Below are 13,794 nucleotides of genomic sequence, written 5' to 3'. Positions count from 1 at the left end.
TCATATCTCGGATGTAATCCGGGAGGCGCCTTTCCCTACTCATATGGGCCGGGCTTCATTCAGAACCTGCTGGCGCACACGCGGTGGGAAATCTCCAGGGGTCATCACATCAACCTTGACGCCCAGAAGCTCCTTCAACTCCTCCATCAATCCGCCGATATGAAACAACGTCGCACCATCCAGCGCATCCACCAGAATGTCGATATCGCTATCCGGCCGGTCGTCCCCACGCGCCGCCGAACCGAACACGCGCGGATGGGCAAGCGTCGGATAGCGCGCCGTCAGCGCGCGGATTTCAACTGCCTTCAACCGTACCAGTTCCGATGGCCGCATGACCTTGGCTCCCTGCAGCAACCCCGTCAGTATAGTCCAGACCGGACCATCCGTCACGCCATGCGCCGGCTTGAGGGGTTTGCGACAAGCGCACACCGAACGATCCTCAGCGTCCTTCCGGAAGCAGGCCGGTCAGCCGCAGAAGCGCGATGCGTTCCACCTGCGCGGAGGCGGTTGCGAACTCCGTGTTCCGGTCGTTGTTGATACGCGTTTCGAAGGACTTGAGGATGTCATCCTTGTTCAAACCTTTCACCGCGATGATGAACGGAAAGCCGAACGTCTCGACATAGGCGCTGTTGAGGGTGGTGAAGCGCACATGTTCGTCAGCGGTCAGACGATCGAGCCCGGCGCCCGCCTGCTCCTTGCGGCTGTCTTCCGTCAGCTCGCCGGCAATCGCAAGTTTCCCCGCGAGATCGGGATGAGCGCGCAGCACCGCGAGCCTCTCGGCCTCGGCAGCCGCGCGAAAGACTGCAACCATAGCCCCGTGAACGCCGCCGGCTGTCAGCGGTCTGGCAACCCCCGCGTCAAAAGCACGCTCCGCCACCCATGGCGAGTGCTCGAAAACCCCGCCGAAGCGGCTCACAAATTCATCTTTGGTCACGACGCGTCATTCCTGATTTATCGGCGCAGTAGACCAGCGCGTCTGCAGCCTTTCAAGGGGCTGGCGAGGCGAGGATATCAAAAAAGCCGTCCAGCCAAGGCCGGACGGCGCACCTTTTGAAACAGCCATGCAATATCAAAACCTGAAACCCTGCCACGCGAAGACGTCCGACGCCTGCAAACACTGACGATCGATCGCAATCCCGCCTCGCGCGAGCGTCAATATGCGCAGCAACTGTTACAGCGTTGTGAAACCTTTGGGTGTGCGTTCACTTCGGCAGATGATGCTCATACCAATGGTTGGCGATATCGATGCGGCGCGGCACCCAGACCTTTTCGTGGGACAGCACGTACTCGATGAAACGCTTCAGCGCCGCTGCACGACCGGGACGGCCGACGAGGCGGCAATGCAGGCCGATCGACATCATTTTCGGCGAACCTTCCTTGCCTTCCTCATAGAGCGTGTCGAACGCGTCCTTGAGATAGCAGAAGAACTGATCGCCGGAATTGAATCCCTGCGGCGTGGCAAACCGCATGTCGTTGGCTTCCAGCGTATAGGGGATGATCAGGAACGGCTTGCCGTCAATCCCCGGCACCCAGAAGGGCAGATCGTCGGAATAGTTGTCGGAGGAATAGACGAAGCCGCCCTCTTCCATGACGAGCCGCAGCGTGTTGTCCGACGGCTTGCCCTGATACATGCCGAGCGGCCGCGAACCGGCAACCTCGGTGTGGAGCCGCACGGCTTCGGCGATATGGGCCCGCTCCACCTCTTCCGGGCAATCCTTGTATTCGAGCCAGCGATAGCCGTGGGAGGCGATTTCCCAACCCGCTTCGTTCATGGCGGCCACGGCTTCAGGATTGCGCGCCATGGCGAGCGTCACGCCATAAACGGTGACTGGGACGTTCAGCTGTGTGAACATGCGGTGCAGCCGCCAGAAACCGGCGCGGGAACCGTATTCGTAAATCGATTCCATATTGAGATTGCGTTGTTTCGGCCAGGCGGCGGCGCCGACGATTTCTGACAGAAGATTCTCGGACGCAGGGTCGCCATCGAGAATGCAGCTCTCACCACCCTCCTCGTAATTCACCACGAACTGCACCGCGATGCGCGCACCGCCCGGCCATTTCGGGTCCGGAATGTTGCGGCCATAGCCAATGAGGTCACGGGAAGTTTTGACGTCGACAATCATCTGTTCTGCCTTCAGCGGTTACGCAATGTCTCGGCAGGAGAGAACTGCAAACCGCCGCGGCAGTCCAGAGCGAATTTCACCTTTGCGGCATATGCATCAAGCCTGAAGCCAGCTTACCGCCCGATCGCGCTCCGCCATGGCAAAGACCTGCATCTCGGCGGGGATCATGAAGGCGAAATTGCGCGTCAGCGCCGCCATTGCCTCATCGTCGGTGACGAAGGCAAATTTCCGGAAGTCGTGAAAATGCTTCAGCCCGAACGCCAGATCGTCGCGCAACGCTTTGAGTTCCATTCCGTGGAAACCCTCGGGCAACACGAACAGAAGATTGACCGGCCCATTCTTGATGGCCGCATCCATTGCCGGCATCAGCACCGTCTCGTAATCCGCTGCCGTAAACTTGCCGCGCGCCTCGAAGCCTAGAACGGCCGAAGGCAGGTCGGTCAATAGCGTGAACATGGAAGGCTCATTCCGTCTGTCGTCTGGATAAACCGAAAGCCCCAAACACCGTGAAAGCGGAAGAGTTCTTCCCGCTCACGCGCCTGATCTCCGGCAGCTGCCTCTCAAGCCAGATGATGTTCGACGCGAAACGTCGAAGGGATCTCCACTTCGGCACTGCCGAGCACCGATCGCAGTGCCGCATCCGCCAGCCGGTGGGCAATGCCGAAGGAGACTTTGAAGCCCCCTGTCAGCGCGATGATGCGCTGGGCTTCGGGCACTGGCCCCACCATCGGGTCGCGGGCCAGAGCCTTGGGCCTGAGGCCGGCCCAGCGGTCGATCACAGGCGCATCCTTGAGAGCCGGCACCAGTTGCCGCGCCCGCCTAATCAGCGCCTCAAGCTGCTCGTCCGTCGCGAAGGGCTCATCGAAAACATTCTCGCTGGTCGACCCGATGGCAATCTTCGCGCCCTCATGCGGAACCACATAGAGCCCATCCAGAAAGATCAGAGGCAGCGACGGGTCGATCTCTGCCGCCAGCAGTGCAGACTGCCCCTTGACCGGCATGCCGAGCGGCGTCTTCCGCGCCGGGAGCAGACGCTCCAGCATCGGGAATGCCTGATAGCCCGAGGCGACAATCGCGTGGCCGAAGCCGATGATGTCGCCTGTCGAAAGCCGAGCCTCGGACCGCATTCCATCCAGATCAAGCACCGCAACATTCTCGGCCACGCCAACGTTGTTGAAATGCCGGAGTGCCGCCGTCAGAGACGCGGTGAAGCCGCGCGGATTGGCGCGGGCAGCGAAGGTGTCCAGCACGAAGCCGCCCTCAATGCCCTCCGTTTGAGACCAGCCGGGCACCGGCGGCTGATCGGTCACCCGCCATTCGAAGCGGCGGCCGTCGCCTGCCCGCCAATTGATCCTGGCCTCCGTCTCATGGCGCAGAGCGATATCGCGCAGATGCGGCTTCGGCAGCGGGATCAGCCGGCCCGTGCGGGCATAGCCGGTGGAAAGACCAGTCTCAGCCTCGAGCGCGCGAACCTCCGTCTCCAGCGACAGAAGCGCATCGAACTGAAACTGCTTCTTGGCGTTCCACTTGTCCGGCATGTGCGCCATCAGCGCACCGAGATGGCCGTAGCTTGCCCCCTGCCCCAGCCGTCCCTCATCGACCAGCAGGACATCGAGGCCCGCGCGCGCCGCCTTCAGCGCCGCCCAAAGCCCCATGACACCGCCGCCAACGATCAGCAGATCGACGCTGCGGCCCCATTGACCGCCGTTGCGTGGCGCTTTATCGCCTTCGGTCATGGACAACGAAACTCCCGCGAAACCCGAGGCCGGAAAGCCCCAGCCGCTCGAATGGCTCGACGGCGATATGCCCTATTCGACGGCCTTTGGCGACCATTTTTATTGCCGCGAAGATGGCCGCGCCGAATGCGCCTATGTCTTCCTCGACGGCAACGGCCTGCCCGGACGATGGGCCGAAGGCGGCGAATTCGTCATAGGCGAACTCGGCTTCGGCACCGGCCTGAATTTCTGTGAAACGCTGAGACAATGGAAAGCGTTTAACAGGCCCGCCTCCGCCCGGCTTCATTTCATCTCCTTCGAACTCTACCCGATGGAGCGCGACAGCATTGCCAAGGCTCTTGGTCGCTGGCCACTGCTGGATGCTGAACGTGACGCCCTCACTGCGCGTTGGCCGGACAGTCCGGAAGGGACGGTTGCACTCAATTTCGACGAAAACGTCCGCCTCTCCGTGGTCTGCGGCCCGGCGCGTCAGAACATCGAGGCCAGCGCCCGACTGTTCGACGCGTGGTATCTCGACGGCTTTGCCCCATCGCGCAATCCCGACATGTGGTCGCTCGATATCATGCAAGCGCTCCATGAACACACAAGCAAGCACGGCACCTTCGCCACCTACGCCGCTGCAGGTTTCGTCCGCCGCAATCTGCAGGGCGCGGGCTTTGAAGTCCTCCGCCGTCCGGGCTTCGCCGGCAAGCGCGAAATGCTTTACGGAACAAAGCGACCTTAGTCGGCAGGTGCAGTGCCCGGATCACGTGCCGTGTGGAAGACGCTCAGGATGCTTATGGTATTCGCCTCAGCCAGATAGAATATCCGGTAGGGGTACCGAGGCACGACCAGCACGCGGACATTCGCAACCTTGGTCGATCGGCCCAAAGCTGGCATGATCTTCAGATGGCTAAAAAGCAGATCAAGGGCGGCAAAGAAGTCCTCGCCGGCCCTCGGATTGTGATCGAGAAAATATAGACTGATCTCATCGAGTTCATGCGCAGCGCGTTGCGTATAACGCAGCTTCATGCGCGACGATGCCGAGCAAAAATCGTCTCGATCTCCGAAGGATCGGCAAAGCGGCCGGCTCGAACATCCTCCAGCCCATCCTGAACAGCTCTCAACGCAGGCTCAGACAGTTCGTCCGCGCCCGCGCCGGCCGCGGCAAAGAGCGCCACAGCCAACTCGTCCTGCCTCTGGTCCGGCAGGTTGCGAATGATATCGATGGCCTTTTCGAGCAAAAGGGTCATGCGTGTGGTCTAGCACATCGCCAACTGAAATGCGATGGCCCAAAACAACAAGGCCCGCCGTCGCCGGCAGGCCTCTGGAACTTGGGCGGGATATGCGAAACCAATCAGGCGGTTTCGAGATAGTCCGTATTGCCATCGGGCTCGCGCAGCACATAGCCGCGACCCCAGACGGTTTCGATATAGTTTGCGCCGCCGGCAGCGTTTGCGAGCTTCTTGCGCAGCTTGCAGATGAAGACGTCGATGATCTTCAATTCCGGCTCGTCCATACCGCCATAGAGGTGGTTGAGGAACATTTCCTTGGTGAGCGTGGTGCCCTTGCGGAGCGAAAGAAGCTCCAGCATCTGGTATTCCTTGCCCGTCAGGTGAACGCGCTGGCCGCCGACTTCAACCGTCTTGGCGTCGAGGTTCACGATCAGGTCGCCCGTCGCGATCACCGACTGGGCATGGCCCTTGGAGCGACGAACGATGGCGTGGATGCGGGCAACCAGTTCGTCCTTGTGGAAGGGCTTCGTCATGTAGTCGTCAGCCCCGAAGCCGAGACCGCGAACCTTGTCTTCGATACCAGCCATGCCGGACAGGATGAGGATCGGCGTCTTCACCTTGGACAGGCGAAGTGTACGCAGCACTTCATAGCCGGACATGTCGGGAAGATTGAGGTCCAGAAGAATGATGTCGTAGTCGTACAGCTTGCCGAGATCGACACCCTCTTCACCGAGATCGGTGGTATAAACGTTGAAATTCTCGGATTTGAGCATCAGTTCGATGCTCTGCGCCGTCGCGCTGTCGTCTTCAATAAGTAGAACCCGCATTCCCTTGTCCCCTTTTCCGCCGCTCAAGGTCCCTCGTTGGCTGCCCCACGCGGAACGGATCCAGTCGTTGCCTGATTTGAAGCTGCCACGAAATGGTTAACAAATTCTGATTCACCCTGGCAAGATGTCTCTCATTCGTTAAAGAAATTTCTCAGCCCCCTGATTTTCATGAGAAATCAGATTAAGAGATTCTAACTTTCAAGGTTAAGAAATCCCTCTAACCGACTCTTTCGACTCAGCAATGACATATGGCGTTTTTTTGCCCTCGTCGTTTACTGACCCTTAAATCATCCCGCATATCATTCACCATGGCCGTAAACGAATGGTTACCAGCGGTAGGAATTTATTAAGATTGCCGTGGATTTTTCGTCTGCCGCCGGGAATTGCCGTTCGTTTGCGGCGTTCATAACCCAGAAGGTCTCACTTCACGGGAGTATTGCGTATGAAGTCACGTGAGAGCCTCGTTCGCCTGAAGAATTTTCAGGTTAACGAAAAGCGCCGCCAATTGAAGCAGTTACAGATGATGATGGCGGATTTTGAGCGAATGATTCGCGATCTCGAGGCACAAATCGCCTTCGAGGAAAAAAAGTCGGGAATCACCGACCCGAATCACTTTGCCTACCCGACCTTCGCAAAGGCAGCTCGCCAGCGGGCCGATAACCTCGTCGGTTCGATCAAGGAATTGAAGGTTCAGCAGGACGCAGCCGAGCTGGCGCTGGAAGAGGCGGAAGCCGAATACAGCAAGGCGGCAGCGCTGGAAGAGCGCGACACCGCAGCCCGCCTGCGCGCCTGACGCAGACGTCCTTCAGCAGGAGCACGGCCCTTCGCAAGCGCCTGGCAGCAGACGCTTGCGCGGGGTCACGCTGTTCGTGGCAAAGATATCCTGAAATCGTACAACGGGGCGTCTAGGCGCCCCGATCGTTTTGGAAATATCCGCGAAAACGCATCAACGATTGTGAAAACTGAGCGCCGGGCACCAAACACCCCGCTGCTGGCCAAACCGGCCATAACAGGTCAGAGCCAGAGGCGTTTCTGGATCATTTCAGCCCAGCAGCGCCCCAAGTAGCGACTTGATGGCGTCCGTGTCATAGGGCTTGCCGATATTGACCGCATCGCTCAAATCCTCCGGCAGACGCGCACTATCCCCATAGCCGGACGCGAAAGCGAAGGGCACGCCCTGTTGACGCAGCCGACGACCGATATCAAAGCTTGTGTCCGGCCCCAGATTAATGTCGAGAAGCGCGAAGTCAAAAGGTCTTGCCGCACGCTCCACCGTCTGCATCGCAACCCTGAAGCTCGACGCAACGACGATATCCACGCAGCCGAGCGCCTGGAAAATCTCCTCCGCCTCAAGGCCGATAATGAGATTGTCCTCAACGACCAGAACAGAATAAGGCGGCTCGAAATCCGTTGCGGGGATCGCAGAACCGATGCCAGACATATCGCTCTCGGCATGGTCGACCACAAAATGATGCTCGGGCAGTTGAAAGCGAGCGCGCAGCCCCTCCGGATCATAAGAGATCTCGGTCTCTCCTCCGAGTTCAAAGGGAACTGTTCGTTCAACGATCGTAGATCCGAAGCCACGGCGGGTCGGCGCATTGACACGTGGCCCGCCTGTCTCGCACCAGTCTATCACCAGCGGCCCGTTCTCGTGGATCGAGACCGTGATTTCCACGCGGCCAGACTTGTCGGACATCGCGCCATACTTGGCTGAATTCGTCAGCATTTCATGCATGACCAACGCCATGGAAGAAAAGGCCTGCGGTAACAGCCGAACGTTCGGGCCCCTCAGGATCAGCCTGTCCTTCCGATCCAGCAGATAGCTTTCGGCCTCCGTCTGCAGCAATTGCCTGAGAGAAACGGCAGACCAGTTCTGTCGCGTGATGTGATCGTGCGCGCGCGCTAGGGACTGAACGCGGCTATCGAGTTTCCGAACAAACTCCGTTGTCGTCTCGCCACCACTATTGGTCTGCGAGATTAGACCACGAACCAGCCCGAGGATGTTGCGGACGCGATGATTGAGTTCCGCAATCAGCAGCTCCTGCCGCTCCGCGGCCATCTTCTTCTCCCGACCTGCCTCGTCCGTCAGACTCAGCACGATTTCGAGAAGCATGATCCGTAGCTGCACGGCAATGCGCACATCCCGTGGCGTCCACGGTGTACTGTGACACAATACGGTTTCATGCCAGGCTTCGAAGCTCTTCCGGGGCGAGAGCCGCGCACCGTTCTGGCTGAACGTCACCGATTTTGCGGGATCTCCCGCCCAGTTCACGTGCCGGGATTGCTCCTTGCGGAAAAAGATAACGTAGTCGCGGGGGCTGCGCGAAAGCGGTATGACGAGAACACCGGATGCAACATCGGCAAACGCCCCCGCTTCAGACATGAAGCTCGCGAGATGGTCTGTCTCGAAGACCTTGTTACCCGGCAGACCATTCAGCCGCGCGCCGATGCGCAGAACTTCCGCCTCGGAAGGCGTCACACCTTGCAGCACCACCACCTGTTCGTGCACCACAGCATAGCCGTCTGCCTTCAGGAGCTCCATGAACCCGCCGGCGGCGGAGACAAGCACGTCAAACACTGCAGCGCCCGCGGCAACTTCCCGTGAGATCTTGGTCGTGAGGTCGAAAACCTGGCTGTCGCTCGCCTTCTCTTCGGCACTCTCTCGCATCTGGATAATCAACGACAGCATCTGTCCGAAAAGCAGAGCGGAACTCCGCTGGCTCATGGACGGCCTGTGCGGCAAGTCGTGATGACAGGCGATCAACCCCCACAATTGTCCACTCACGATGATCGAAATCGACATGGACGCGCCAACGCCCATGTTACGCAGATATTCGAGATGGATGGGGGAGACAGACCGCAACCGGCTTCCCGAAAGATCAAGCACGCCGGCCGGCGTGAGGGCCGCGTGCCCTACGATAGGTACGCCCGCGTCTGAAACGTCGGCAATCAGACGGATCGGATTTTCGACATAAAGGGCGCGGGCCTGTTTCGGTATATCGCTCGCGGGATAGCGAAGGCCCATGAAGGGCTCCTTGCCGTGCTTCACCGCTTCGGCAACAACCTCACCGCTGCCATCATGCTGAAATTGGTAAAGCATGACCCGGTCGAAACCCAACACCATCCGGACAAAGCGAACCGTCTGCTTGTAGATCGCCGTCATCGACGGCAGGTCACCAATCTGATCGATCGCCGTTCTGACATTGGCTATGTCATTCGCCATGCTCGCCAGCCGATCGGCAGGCTCGAATTCCATGACAATATGGCCATCCGAAATATGAACAGACACGTCGAAAAGCTTGTCAGTGGACTTCAATTCCAGTCCATACACGACCTCAACGCCACGGCGCGGCCGCAAGAATTGCAGCCGGTTGCGAATGGAGTGAATGGCTTCGCGCGGCAAGATCACTTCCGCCGACTGTCCAAGCAGATTGACCGCGCTGTCCGACGCAATCTCGTCAATGTTTTCGGAGGCCCATGAAATGATCCATTCGTTATCGACAGCCAGAAGATAGCCGAATTTCTGGACGCGTCCCAAAAGGTGGATGGGCTCTGCATCGCAACTTGTCAGATCAACTTCGTGAGCCATATGGCCGCATTCCTGTTTATTGCGCCCTGGACCCAGACAAATTCGTCCCCGACACGTGCATCTTTTTCATTACAACCGCCAAGGATAAACCCATATCCTCGCGCTTAAACCCCTGCCCGCTCAATCCAGCGCCGCAAGATATTCGTCAAACATGGCCTCGGCGGCATATGTCGCACGATCAATGCTTTTTCTTGACTGTTCGCGCGTCGAAAGCCAGTCAAGAAAGCTTCGCCAAAGCGGCAGGTCGCGGCCCTGCGAAAGAAAGTTCACGGGATGCGAAGCACCGTCTCTGCCAATCAGGGTGGCCAGATAGGCGCCGCCCAACCGCGAGCCTTCCAGCACGTAACAAATACCGGCAACAGAGGCGGTTTCATTTAAAAATGACATGTTTCGAGGCGCTGGCATGGGTACATTGAGGAGCTGGAAGTCCCGCGCAAGCTCGGCTGACCTCTTGCGATTATCTGAATCGGGGATCGATTGAAATTCCTGCGTGCTGGCAAGCCATGTCTCGACAGTCGGAAGAACACGCGCATGCATGGTGAGGAAGCGGACATACCCATCATGGGTCACGATAGAGCGATCAGCGACTCTCTCATCAAGCATGCGATGCAATTGATGAGTATGGTCTCTCAAGGCCTGCAGCAAAGTATTGTTCGACGGCCCTGCCGATGCGTTCGCGACTGTCATCTAGGCGGACATTCCTGCAGACGCCTGACGGGCAGCGCCGATGGCCTGCTGCAACCGCTGAGGATCAGACGGCTTGGTAATCACCTGTGCGCCGCTGTATCGGGTTGCCAGCTCATCGCTCTTGCTGTTCGCCGTATGGAAGATCAACGGCACGTTGCGACTTTTGAGCTGATCTGCGATCGGAAAGATCTCTCCATCGAGCAAGTTGACGTCGAGAAGCGCGACTTCAGGCGTAACGTCGTCGAGCAGCGAAGAGGCCTCCCGTATCGAGGGAAAAGGACCCACAACCTCAAGGCCGAGGGAGCTCACGACATCTTCAAGCATCCACGCGATCAATGGCTCGTCTTCCACGATCAGAACGCTCGATCTCAGCACTTTCATGCACTCCACTCCGTGTCGGGCTTTGAACCCTATTGACTCTATTCGTTCTCGAAAACGAACAAAGAAGCATTAAGTTCCTCCGAAGCCAGAAATAATTCCCCTGCAATTTCAACACCAAAATTAATATTCATGAACAATATGTTAATATTTTAAGAATAACGAATATCGGCAAGACAAAAAACAGCATTAGAAAAACATCAAAAAAGCATAGGACTTCAGGCGATACAACTTCGCATCAAGACGCTTCCGGCGCGCAGGAATTGCTGAAAGGCTCACATTCATAATGGCCTGCATTTCGCCGCGAAAGAACGCCGAAAAAAGAAAACCCTGGCGCAAAAAGCGCCAGGGCCAAACCTGCAATAGCCAGGGAGTTCGCAATCAGTCGACGTTGAACGCCAGCGGCTTGGCCTGGCGGATCGCCGGGTGGGCGGTCAGCTTGGCCAGAACCTCGTCCTTCACCTTCTCGTCGACATAGAGAAGCGCGATGGCGTCGCCGCCCTGCTTGTCGCGGCCGAGCTGGAAGTTGGCGATGTTGACGCCGCCTTCGCCCAGCGTCGTACCCATATAGCCGATCATGCCGGGAACGTCGGTGTTTGCGATATAGATCATGTTGGCGCCGACGTCGGCATCCATGTTGATGCCCTTGATCTGGATGAAGCGCGGCTTGCCGTCGGAGAAGACCGTACCGGCCACCGAGCGCGTCTGTGTCTCGGTCGTCACGGTCAGCTTGATGTAGCCGTCATAAACGCCGGTCTTGTCGCGCTTGACCTCGGAAACGATGATGCCCTTTTCCTTGACCATGATCGGGGCCGAAACCATGTTGACGTCGGCGACCTGCGGACGGATGAGACCAGCCAGCAGCGCGGAGGTCAGCGCCTTGGTGTTCATCGTGGCGGTGACGCCGTCGAACAGGATTTCGATTTCCTTGATCGGACCTTCCGTGACCTGACCGACGAAGGCACCGAGGCAATCCGCGAGCCGGATGAACGGCTTCAGGATCGGCGCTTCTTCAGCGGTGATCGAGGGCATGTTGATCGCGTTGGAGACGGCACCCTTGACGAGGTAGTCCGACATCTGTTCGGCAACCTGCAGGGCCACATTCTCCTGGGCTTCCGTGGTCGATGCACCAAGATGCGGCGTGCAGACGACGTTTTCCAGACCGAAGAGCGGGCTCTCGGTGGCGGGCTCGACCTCGAACACGTCAAAGCCGGCACCGGCGACATGGCCGGACTTGATGGCTTCGGCGAGCGCTGCCTCGTCAACCAGACCACCACGGGCGCAGTTGATGATGCGAACGCCCGGCTTCGTCTTGGCCAGCGCTTCCTTGTTCAGGATGCCGCGCGTCTTGTCCGTCATCGGCACATGCAGCGTGATGAAATCGGCGCGGGCGAGCAGATCGTCCAACTCGACCTTCTCGACGCCCATTTCCTGGGCGCGCTCCTTCGACAGGAAGGGGTCATAGGCAATGACATTCATGCGCAGGCCGATGGCGCGGGCGCAGACGATGGAGCCGATATTGCCGGCACCGATGACGCCGAGCGTCTTGCCGGTGATTTCGACACCCATGAACTTCGACTTTTCCCACTTGCCGGCCTGCGTGGAGGTGTCCGCTGCGGGAAGCTGACGGGCCACGGCAAACATCAGCGCGATGGCGTGTTCGGCGGTCGTGATCGAGTTGCCGAAGGGCGTGTTCATCACGATGATACCGCGCTTGGAGGCGGCCGGGATGTCAACGTTGTCGACACCGATGCCGGCGCGGCCGATAACCTTCAGATTGGTCGCAGCCGCGATCAGCTTCTCCGTCGCCTTGGTGGCCGAACGGATGGCAAGACCGTCATATTGCGGGATCAACTCGAGGAGCTTTTCCTTGTCCTTGCCGAGCTTCGGCATGAAATCGACATCGACGCCGCGATCGCGGAAGATCTGGACGGCGGTTTCCGACAGTTCGTCAGATACGAGTACGCGAGGTGCCATGGTGAGGCCTCCTGAAAAAGGGTCTATTCTCTGAAAGGGGAAAGTGACCCCGCCTGATCAGGCAGGGCCAGGATCGGCTCAGGCAGCAGCCTTGGAGAGCGTCGCCTTCTGGGTCTCGAATGCCCAGGTCAGCCACGGCATCAGCGCCTGCATGTCGGCGGTCTCGATCGTGGCGCCCGCCCAGATGCGAAGACCGGACGGCGCATCGCGGTAGGCGCCGATGTCATAGGCAACGCCTTCCTTGTCGAGCAGCGTCACGATGCCCTTGGCAAAGGCGGCCTGTGCGTCGGCATCAAGCGCCAGCACGTCCTTGTCCGCGATCGTCAGGCAGACCGAGGTGTTGGAGGCCGTTGCAGGATCCTTGGCGAGATTGGCGATCCATTCGTTTGCGGCGACGAAATCGGCAATGACCTTGGCGTTGGCGTCAGCCCGCGCCATCAGCGCCTTGAGACCACCGAGCGACTTCGCCCACTTGAGCGCATCAATGTAATCCTCGACGCAGAGCATGGACGGCGTATTGATCGTTTCGCCGGTAAAGATGCCTTCGATGATCTTGCCGCCCTTGGTCATGCGGAAGATCTTCGGCAGCGGCCAGGCCGGCGAATAGCTTTCCAGACGCTCGACAGCGCGGGGGCTGAGGATCAGCACGCCATGACCGCCCTCGCCGCCGAGAACCTTCTGCCAGGAGAAGGTGACGACATCGAGCTTGGCGAAGTCAAGGTTCTGCGCGAAAGCCGCAGACGTTGCGTCGCAGATCGTGAGGCCCTTGCGGTCGGCCGGGATGAAGTCGGCATTCGGAACGCGAACGCCCGAGGTCGTGCCGTTCCAGGTGAAGACCACGTCGTGATCGAAATTGATCTCGGCGAGGTTCGGCAGCTCGCCATACGGCGCTTCGAGCTTGCGGGCGTCCTTGAGCTTCAGCTGCTTGACGACGTCGGTCACCCAGCCGGCGCCGAAGCTTTCCCAGGCGACCATGTCGACCGGGCGCTCGCCGAGCAGCGACCAGAGCGCCATTTCGACGGCGCCGGTGTCAGAAGCGGGCACGATACCGATGCGGTAATCAGCCGGCACTTCGAGAATTTCGCGGGTAAGGTCGATGGCCTCTTTCAGCTTCGCCTTGCCAACCTTCGCGCGGTGCGAACGGCCGACGGGAGCATCGGAAAGTGCGTCGAGCGACCAACCGGGGCGCTTCGAGCAAGGGCCAGAAGAAAAATGGGTGTTGTTCGGGCGCACGCCCGGCTTTGCGGCGGTCTCAGCCATGTC

The 13,794-nt window shown here is 59.1% G+C and carries 15 protein-coding genes; 2 read left to right on the top strand and 13 right to left on the bottom strand.

The window, feature by feature from the left end:
- Positions 1–39: 39 nt before the first annotated feature.
- The 5 genes from LQK83_RS19965 to LQK83_RS19945 form a co-directional block, all read right to left on the bottom strand.
- A complete protein-coding gene (locus LQK83_RS19965; protein WP_442966805.1) occupies positions 40–429 on the bottom strand; it encodes a nucleotidyltransferase family protein in 390 nt (129 codons plus the stop codon).
- Between the two features lie 10 nt (positions 430–439).
- Positions 440–934, bottom strand: a complete 495-nt coding sequence (gene uraD / locus LQK83_RS19960; RefSeq protein ID WP_230839243.1) for a 2-oxo-4-hydroxy-4-carboxy-5-ureidoimidazoline decarboxylase — start codon at positions 932–934, stop codon at positions 440–442.
- Positions 935–1,202: 268 nt separating this feature from the next.
- Entirely contained in the window at positions 1,203–2,123 is a 921-nt protein-coding gene (puuE, locus tag LQK83_RS19955; RefSeq protein ID WP_230839242.1) for an allantoinase PuuE, read from the bottom strand.
- Positions 2,124–2,219: 96 nt separating this feature from the next.
- Positions 2,220–2,579, bottom strand: a complete 360-nt coding sequence (locus LQK83_RS19950) for an STAS/SEC14 domain-containing protein (RefSeq protein WP_230839241.1) — start codon at positions 2,577–2,579, stop codon at positions 2,220–2,222.
- A gap of 104 nt (positions 2,580–2,683) precedes the next feature.
- Positions 2,684–3,859, bottom strand: a complete 1,176-nt coding sequence (locus LQK83_RS19945) for an NAD(P)/FAD-dependent oxidoreductase (RefSeq protein WP_230839240.1) — start codon at positions 3,857–3,859, stop codon at positions 2,684–2,686.
- Between LQK83_RS19945 and mnmD the strand changes: the two genes are divergently transcribed.
- Entirely contained in the window at positions 3,858–4,583 is a 726-nt protein-coding gene (mnmD, locus tag LQK83_RS19940; protein WP_230839239.1) for a tRNA (5-methylaminomethyl-2-thiouridine)(34)-methyltransferase MnmD, read from the top strand. The genes LQK83_RS19945 and mnmD overlap by 2 nt on opposite strands.
- Here the strand turns inward: mnmD and LQK83_RS19935 are convergent.
- The 3 genes from LQK83_RS19935 to ctrA form a co-directional block, all read right to left on the bottom strand.
- Positions 4,580–4,870: a type II toxin-antitoxin system RelE/ParE family toxin gene (locus LQK83_RS19935; RefSeq protein WP_230839238.1), complete on the bottom strand. Its 291-nt coding sequence runs from the start codon at positions 4,868–4,870 to the stop codon at positions 4,580–4,582. The two genes, mnmD and LQK83_RS19935, sit on opposite strands and share 4 nt — an antisense overlap.
- A complete protein-coding gene (locus tag LQK83_RS19930) occupies positions 4,867–5,091 on the bottom strand; it encodes a hypothetical protein (RefSeq protein ID WP_230839237.1) in 225 nt (74 codons plus the stop codon). Before LQK83_RS19930 ends, LQK83_RS19935 begins: the two co-directional genes overlap by 4 nt.
- Before the next feature lie 104 nt (positions 5,092–5,195).
- Positions 5,196–5,900, bottom strand: a complete 705-nt coding sequence (ctrA, locus tag LQK83_RS19925) for a response regulator transcription factor CtrA (RefSeq protein ID WP_230839236.1) — start codon at positions 5,898–5,900, stop codon at positions 5,196–5,198.
- Between the two features lie 442 nt (positions 5,901–6,342).
- Between ctrA and LQK83_RS19920 the strand changes: the two genes are divergently transcribed.
- On the top strand, positions 6,343–6,693 hold the full coding sequence (locus LQK83_RS19920; RefSeq protein ID WP_230839235.1) for a flagellar export protein FliJ: 351 nt from the start codon (positions 6,343–6,345) through the stop codon (positions 6,691–6,693).
- A 249-nt stretch (positions 6,694–6,942) separates the two neighbouring features.
- Here the strand turns inward: LQK83_RS19920 and LQK83_RS19915 are convergent, their stop codons facing one another.
- From LQK83_RS19915 to LQK83_RS19895, 5 genes are all read right to left on the bottom strand, one after another.
- Complete coding sequence (locus LQK83_RS19915) at positions 6,943–9,489, bottom strand: HWE histidine kinase domain-containing protein (RefSeq protein WP_230839234.1); 2,547 nt, start codon at positions 9,487–9,489, stop codon at positions 6,943–6,945.
- 120 nt (positions 9,490–9,609) lie between these two features.
- The gene (locus LQK83_RS19910) at positions 9,610–10,176 is read right to left on the bottom strand and encodes a biliverdin-producing heme oxygenase (protein ID WP_230839233.1); all 567 of its coding nucleotides are present in this window, start codon (positions 10,174–10,176) and stop codon (positions 9,610–9,612) included.
- Positions 10,177–10,557, bottom strand: a complete 381-nt coding sequence (locus LQK83_RS19905) for a response regulator (protein ID WP_230839232.1) — start codon at positions 10,555–10,557, stop codon at positions 10,177–10,179.
- 378 nt (positions 10,558–10,935) lie between these two features.
- Complete coding sequence (gene serA, locus LQK83_RS19900; protein ID WP_230839231.1) at positions 10,936–12,531, bottom strand: phosphoglycerate dehydrogenase; 1,596 nt, start codon at positions 12,529–12,531, stop codon at positions 10,936–10,938.
- Between the two features lie 78 nt (positions 12,532–12,609).
- On the bottom strand, positions 12,610–13,791 hold the full coding sequence (locus tag LQK83_RS19895; RefSeq protein ID WP_230839230.1) for a phosphoserine transaminase: 1,182 nt from the start codon (positions 13,789–13,791) through the stop codon (positions 12,610–12,612).
- Between the last annotated feature and the right edge of the window lie 3 nt (positions 13,792–13,794).

Source organism: Rhizobium sp. C1, assembly GCF_021026335.1.
Taxonomy (GTDB): domain Bacteria; phylum Pseudomonadota; class Alphaproteobacteria; order Rhizobiales; family Rhizobiaceae; genus Ensifer_A.
This window is presented reverse-complemented; position numbering and strand designations above follow the sequence as displayed.

Coding starts and splice junctions, on each gene's coding strand:
- LQK83_RS19950 (WP_230839241.1), bottom strand. CDS start 2,579: ATGTTCACGCTATTGACCGACCTGCCTTCGGCCGTTCTAGGCTTCGAG.
- serA (WP_230839231.1), bottom strand. CDS start 12,531: ATGGCACCTCGCGTACTCGTATCTGACGAACTGTCGGAAACCGCCGTC.
- puuE (WP_230839242.1), bottom strand. CDS start 2,123: ATGATTGTCGACGTCAAAACTTCCCGTGACCTCATTGGCTATGGCCGC.
- LQK83_RS19895 (WP_230839230.1), bottom strand. CDS start 13,791: ATGGCTGAGACCGCCGCAAAGCCGGGCGTGCGCCCGAACAACACCCAT.
- ctrA (WP_230839236.1), bottom strand. CDS start 5,900: ATGCGGGTTCTACTTATTGAAGACGACAGCGCGACGGCGCAGAGCATC.
- mnmD (WP_230839239.1), top strand. CDS start 3,858: ATGGACAACGAAACTCCCGCGAAACCCGAGGCCGGAAAGCCCCAGCCG.
- LQK83_RS19910 (WP_230839233.1), bottom strand. CDS start 10,176: ATGACAGTCGCGAACGCATCGGCAGGGCCGTCGAACAATACTTTGCTG.
- LQK83_RS19920 (WP_230839235.1), top strand. CDS start 6,343: ATGAAGTCACGTGAGAGCCTCGTTCGCCTGAAGAATTTTCAGGTTAAC.
- LQK83_RS19915 (WP_230839234.1), bottom strand. CDS start 9,489: ATGGCTCACGAAGTTGATCTGACAAGTTGCGATGCAGAGCCCATCCAC.
- LQK83_RS19945 (WP_230839240.1), bottom strand. CDS start 3,859: ATGACCGAAGGCGATAAAGCGCCACGCAACGGCGGTCAATGGGGCCGC.
- LQK83_RS19935 (WP_230839238.1), bottom strand. CDS start 4,870: ATGAAGCTGCGTTATACGCAACGCGCTGCGCATGAACTCGATGAGATC.
- LQK83_RS19905 (WP_230839232.1), bottom strand. CDS start 10,557: ATGAAAGTGCTGAGATCGAGCGTTCTGATCGTGGAAGACGAGCCATTG.
- LQK83_RS19930 (WP_230839237.1), bottom strand. CDS start 5,091: ATGACCCTTTTGCTCGAAAAGGCCATCGATATCATTCGCAACCTGCCG.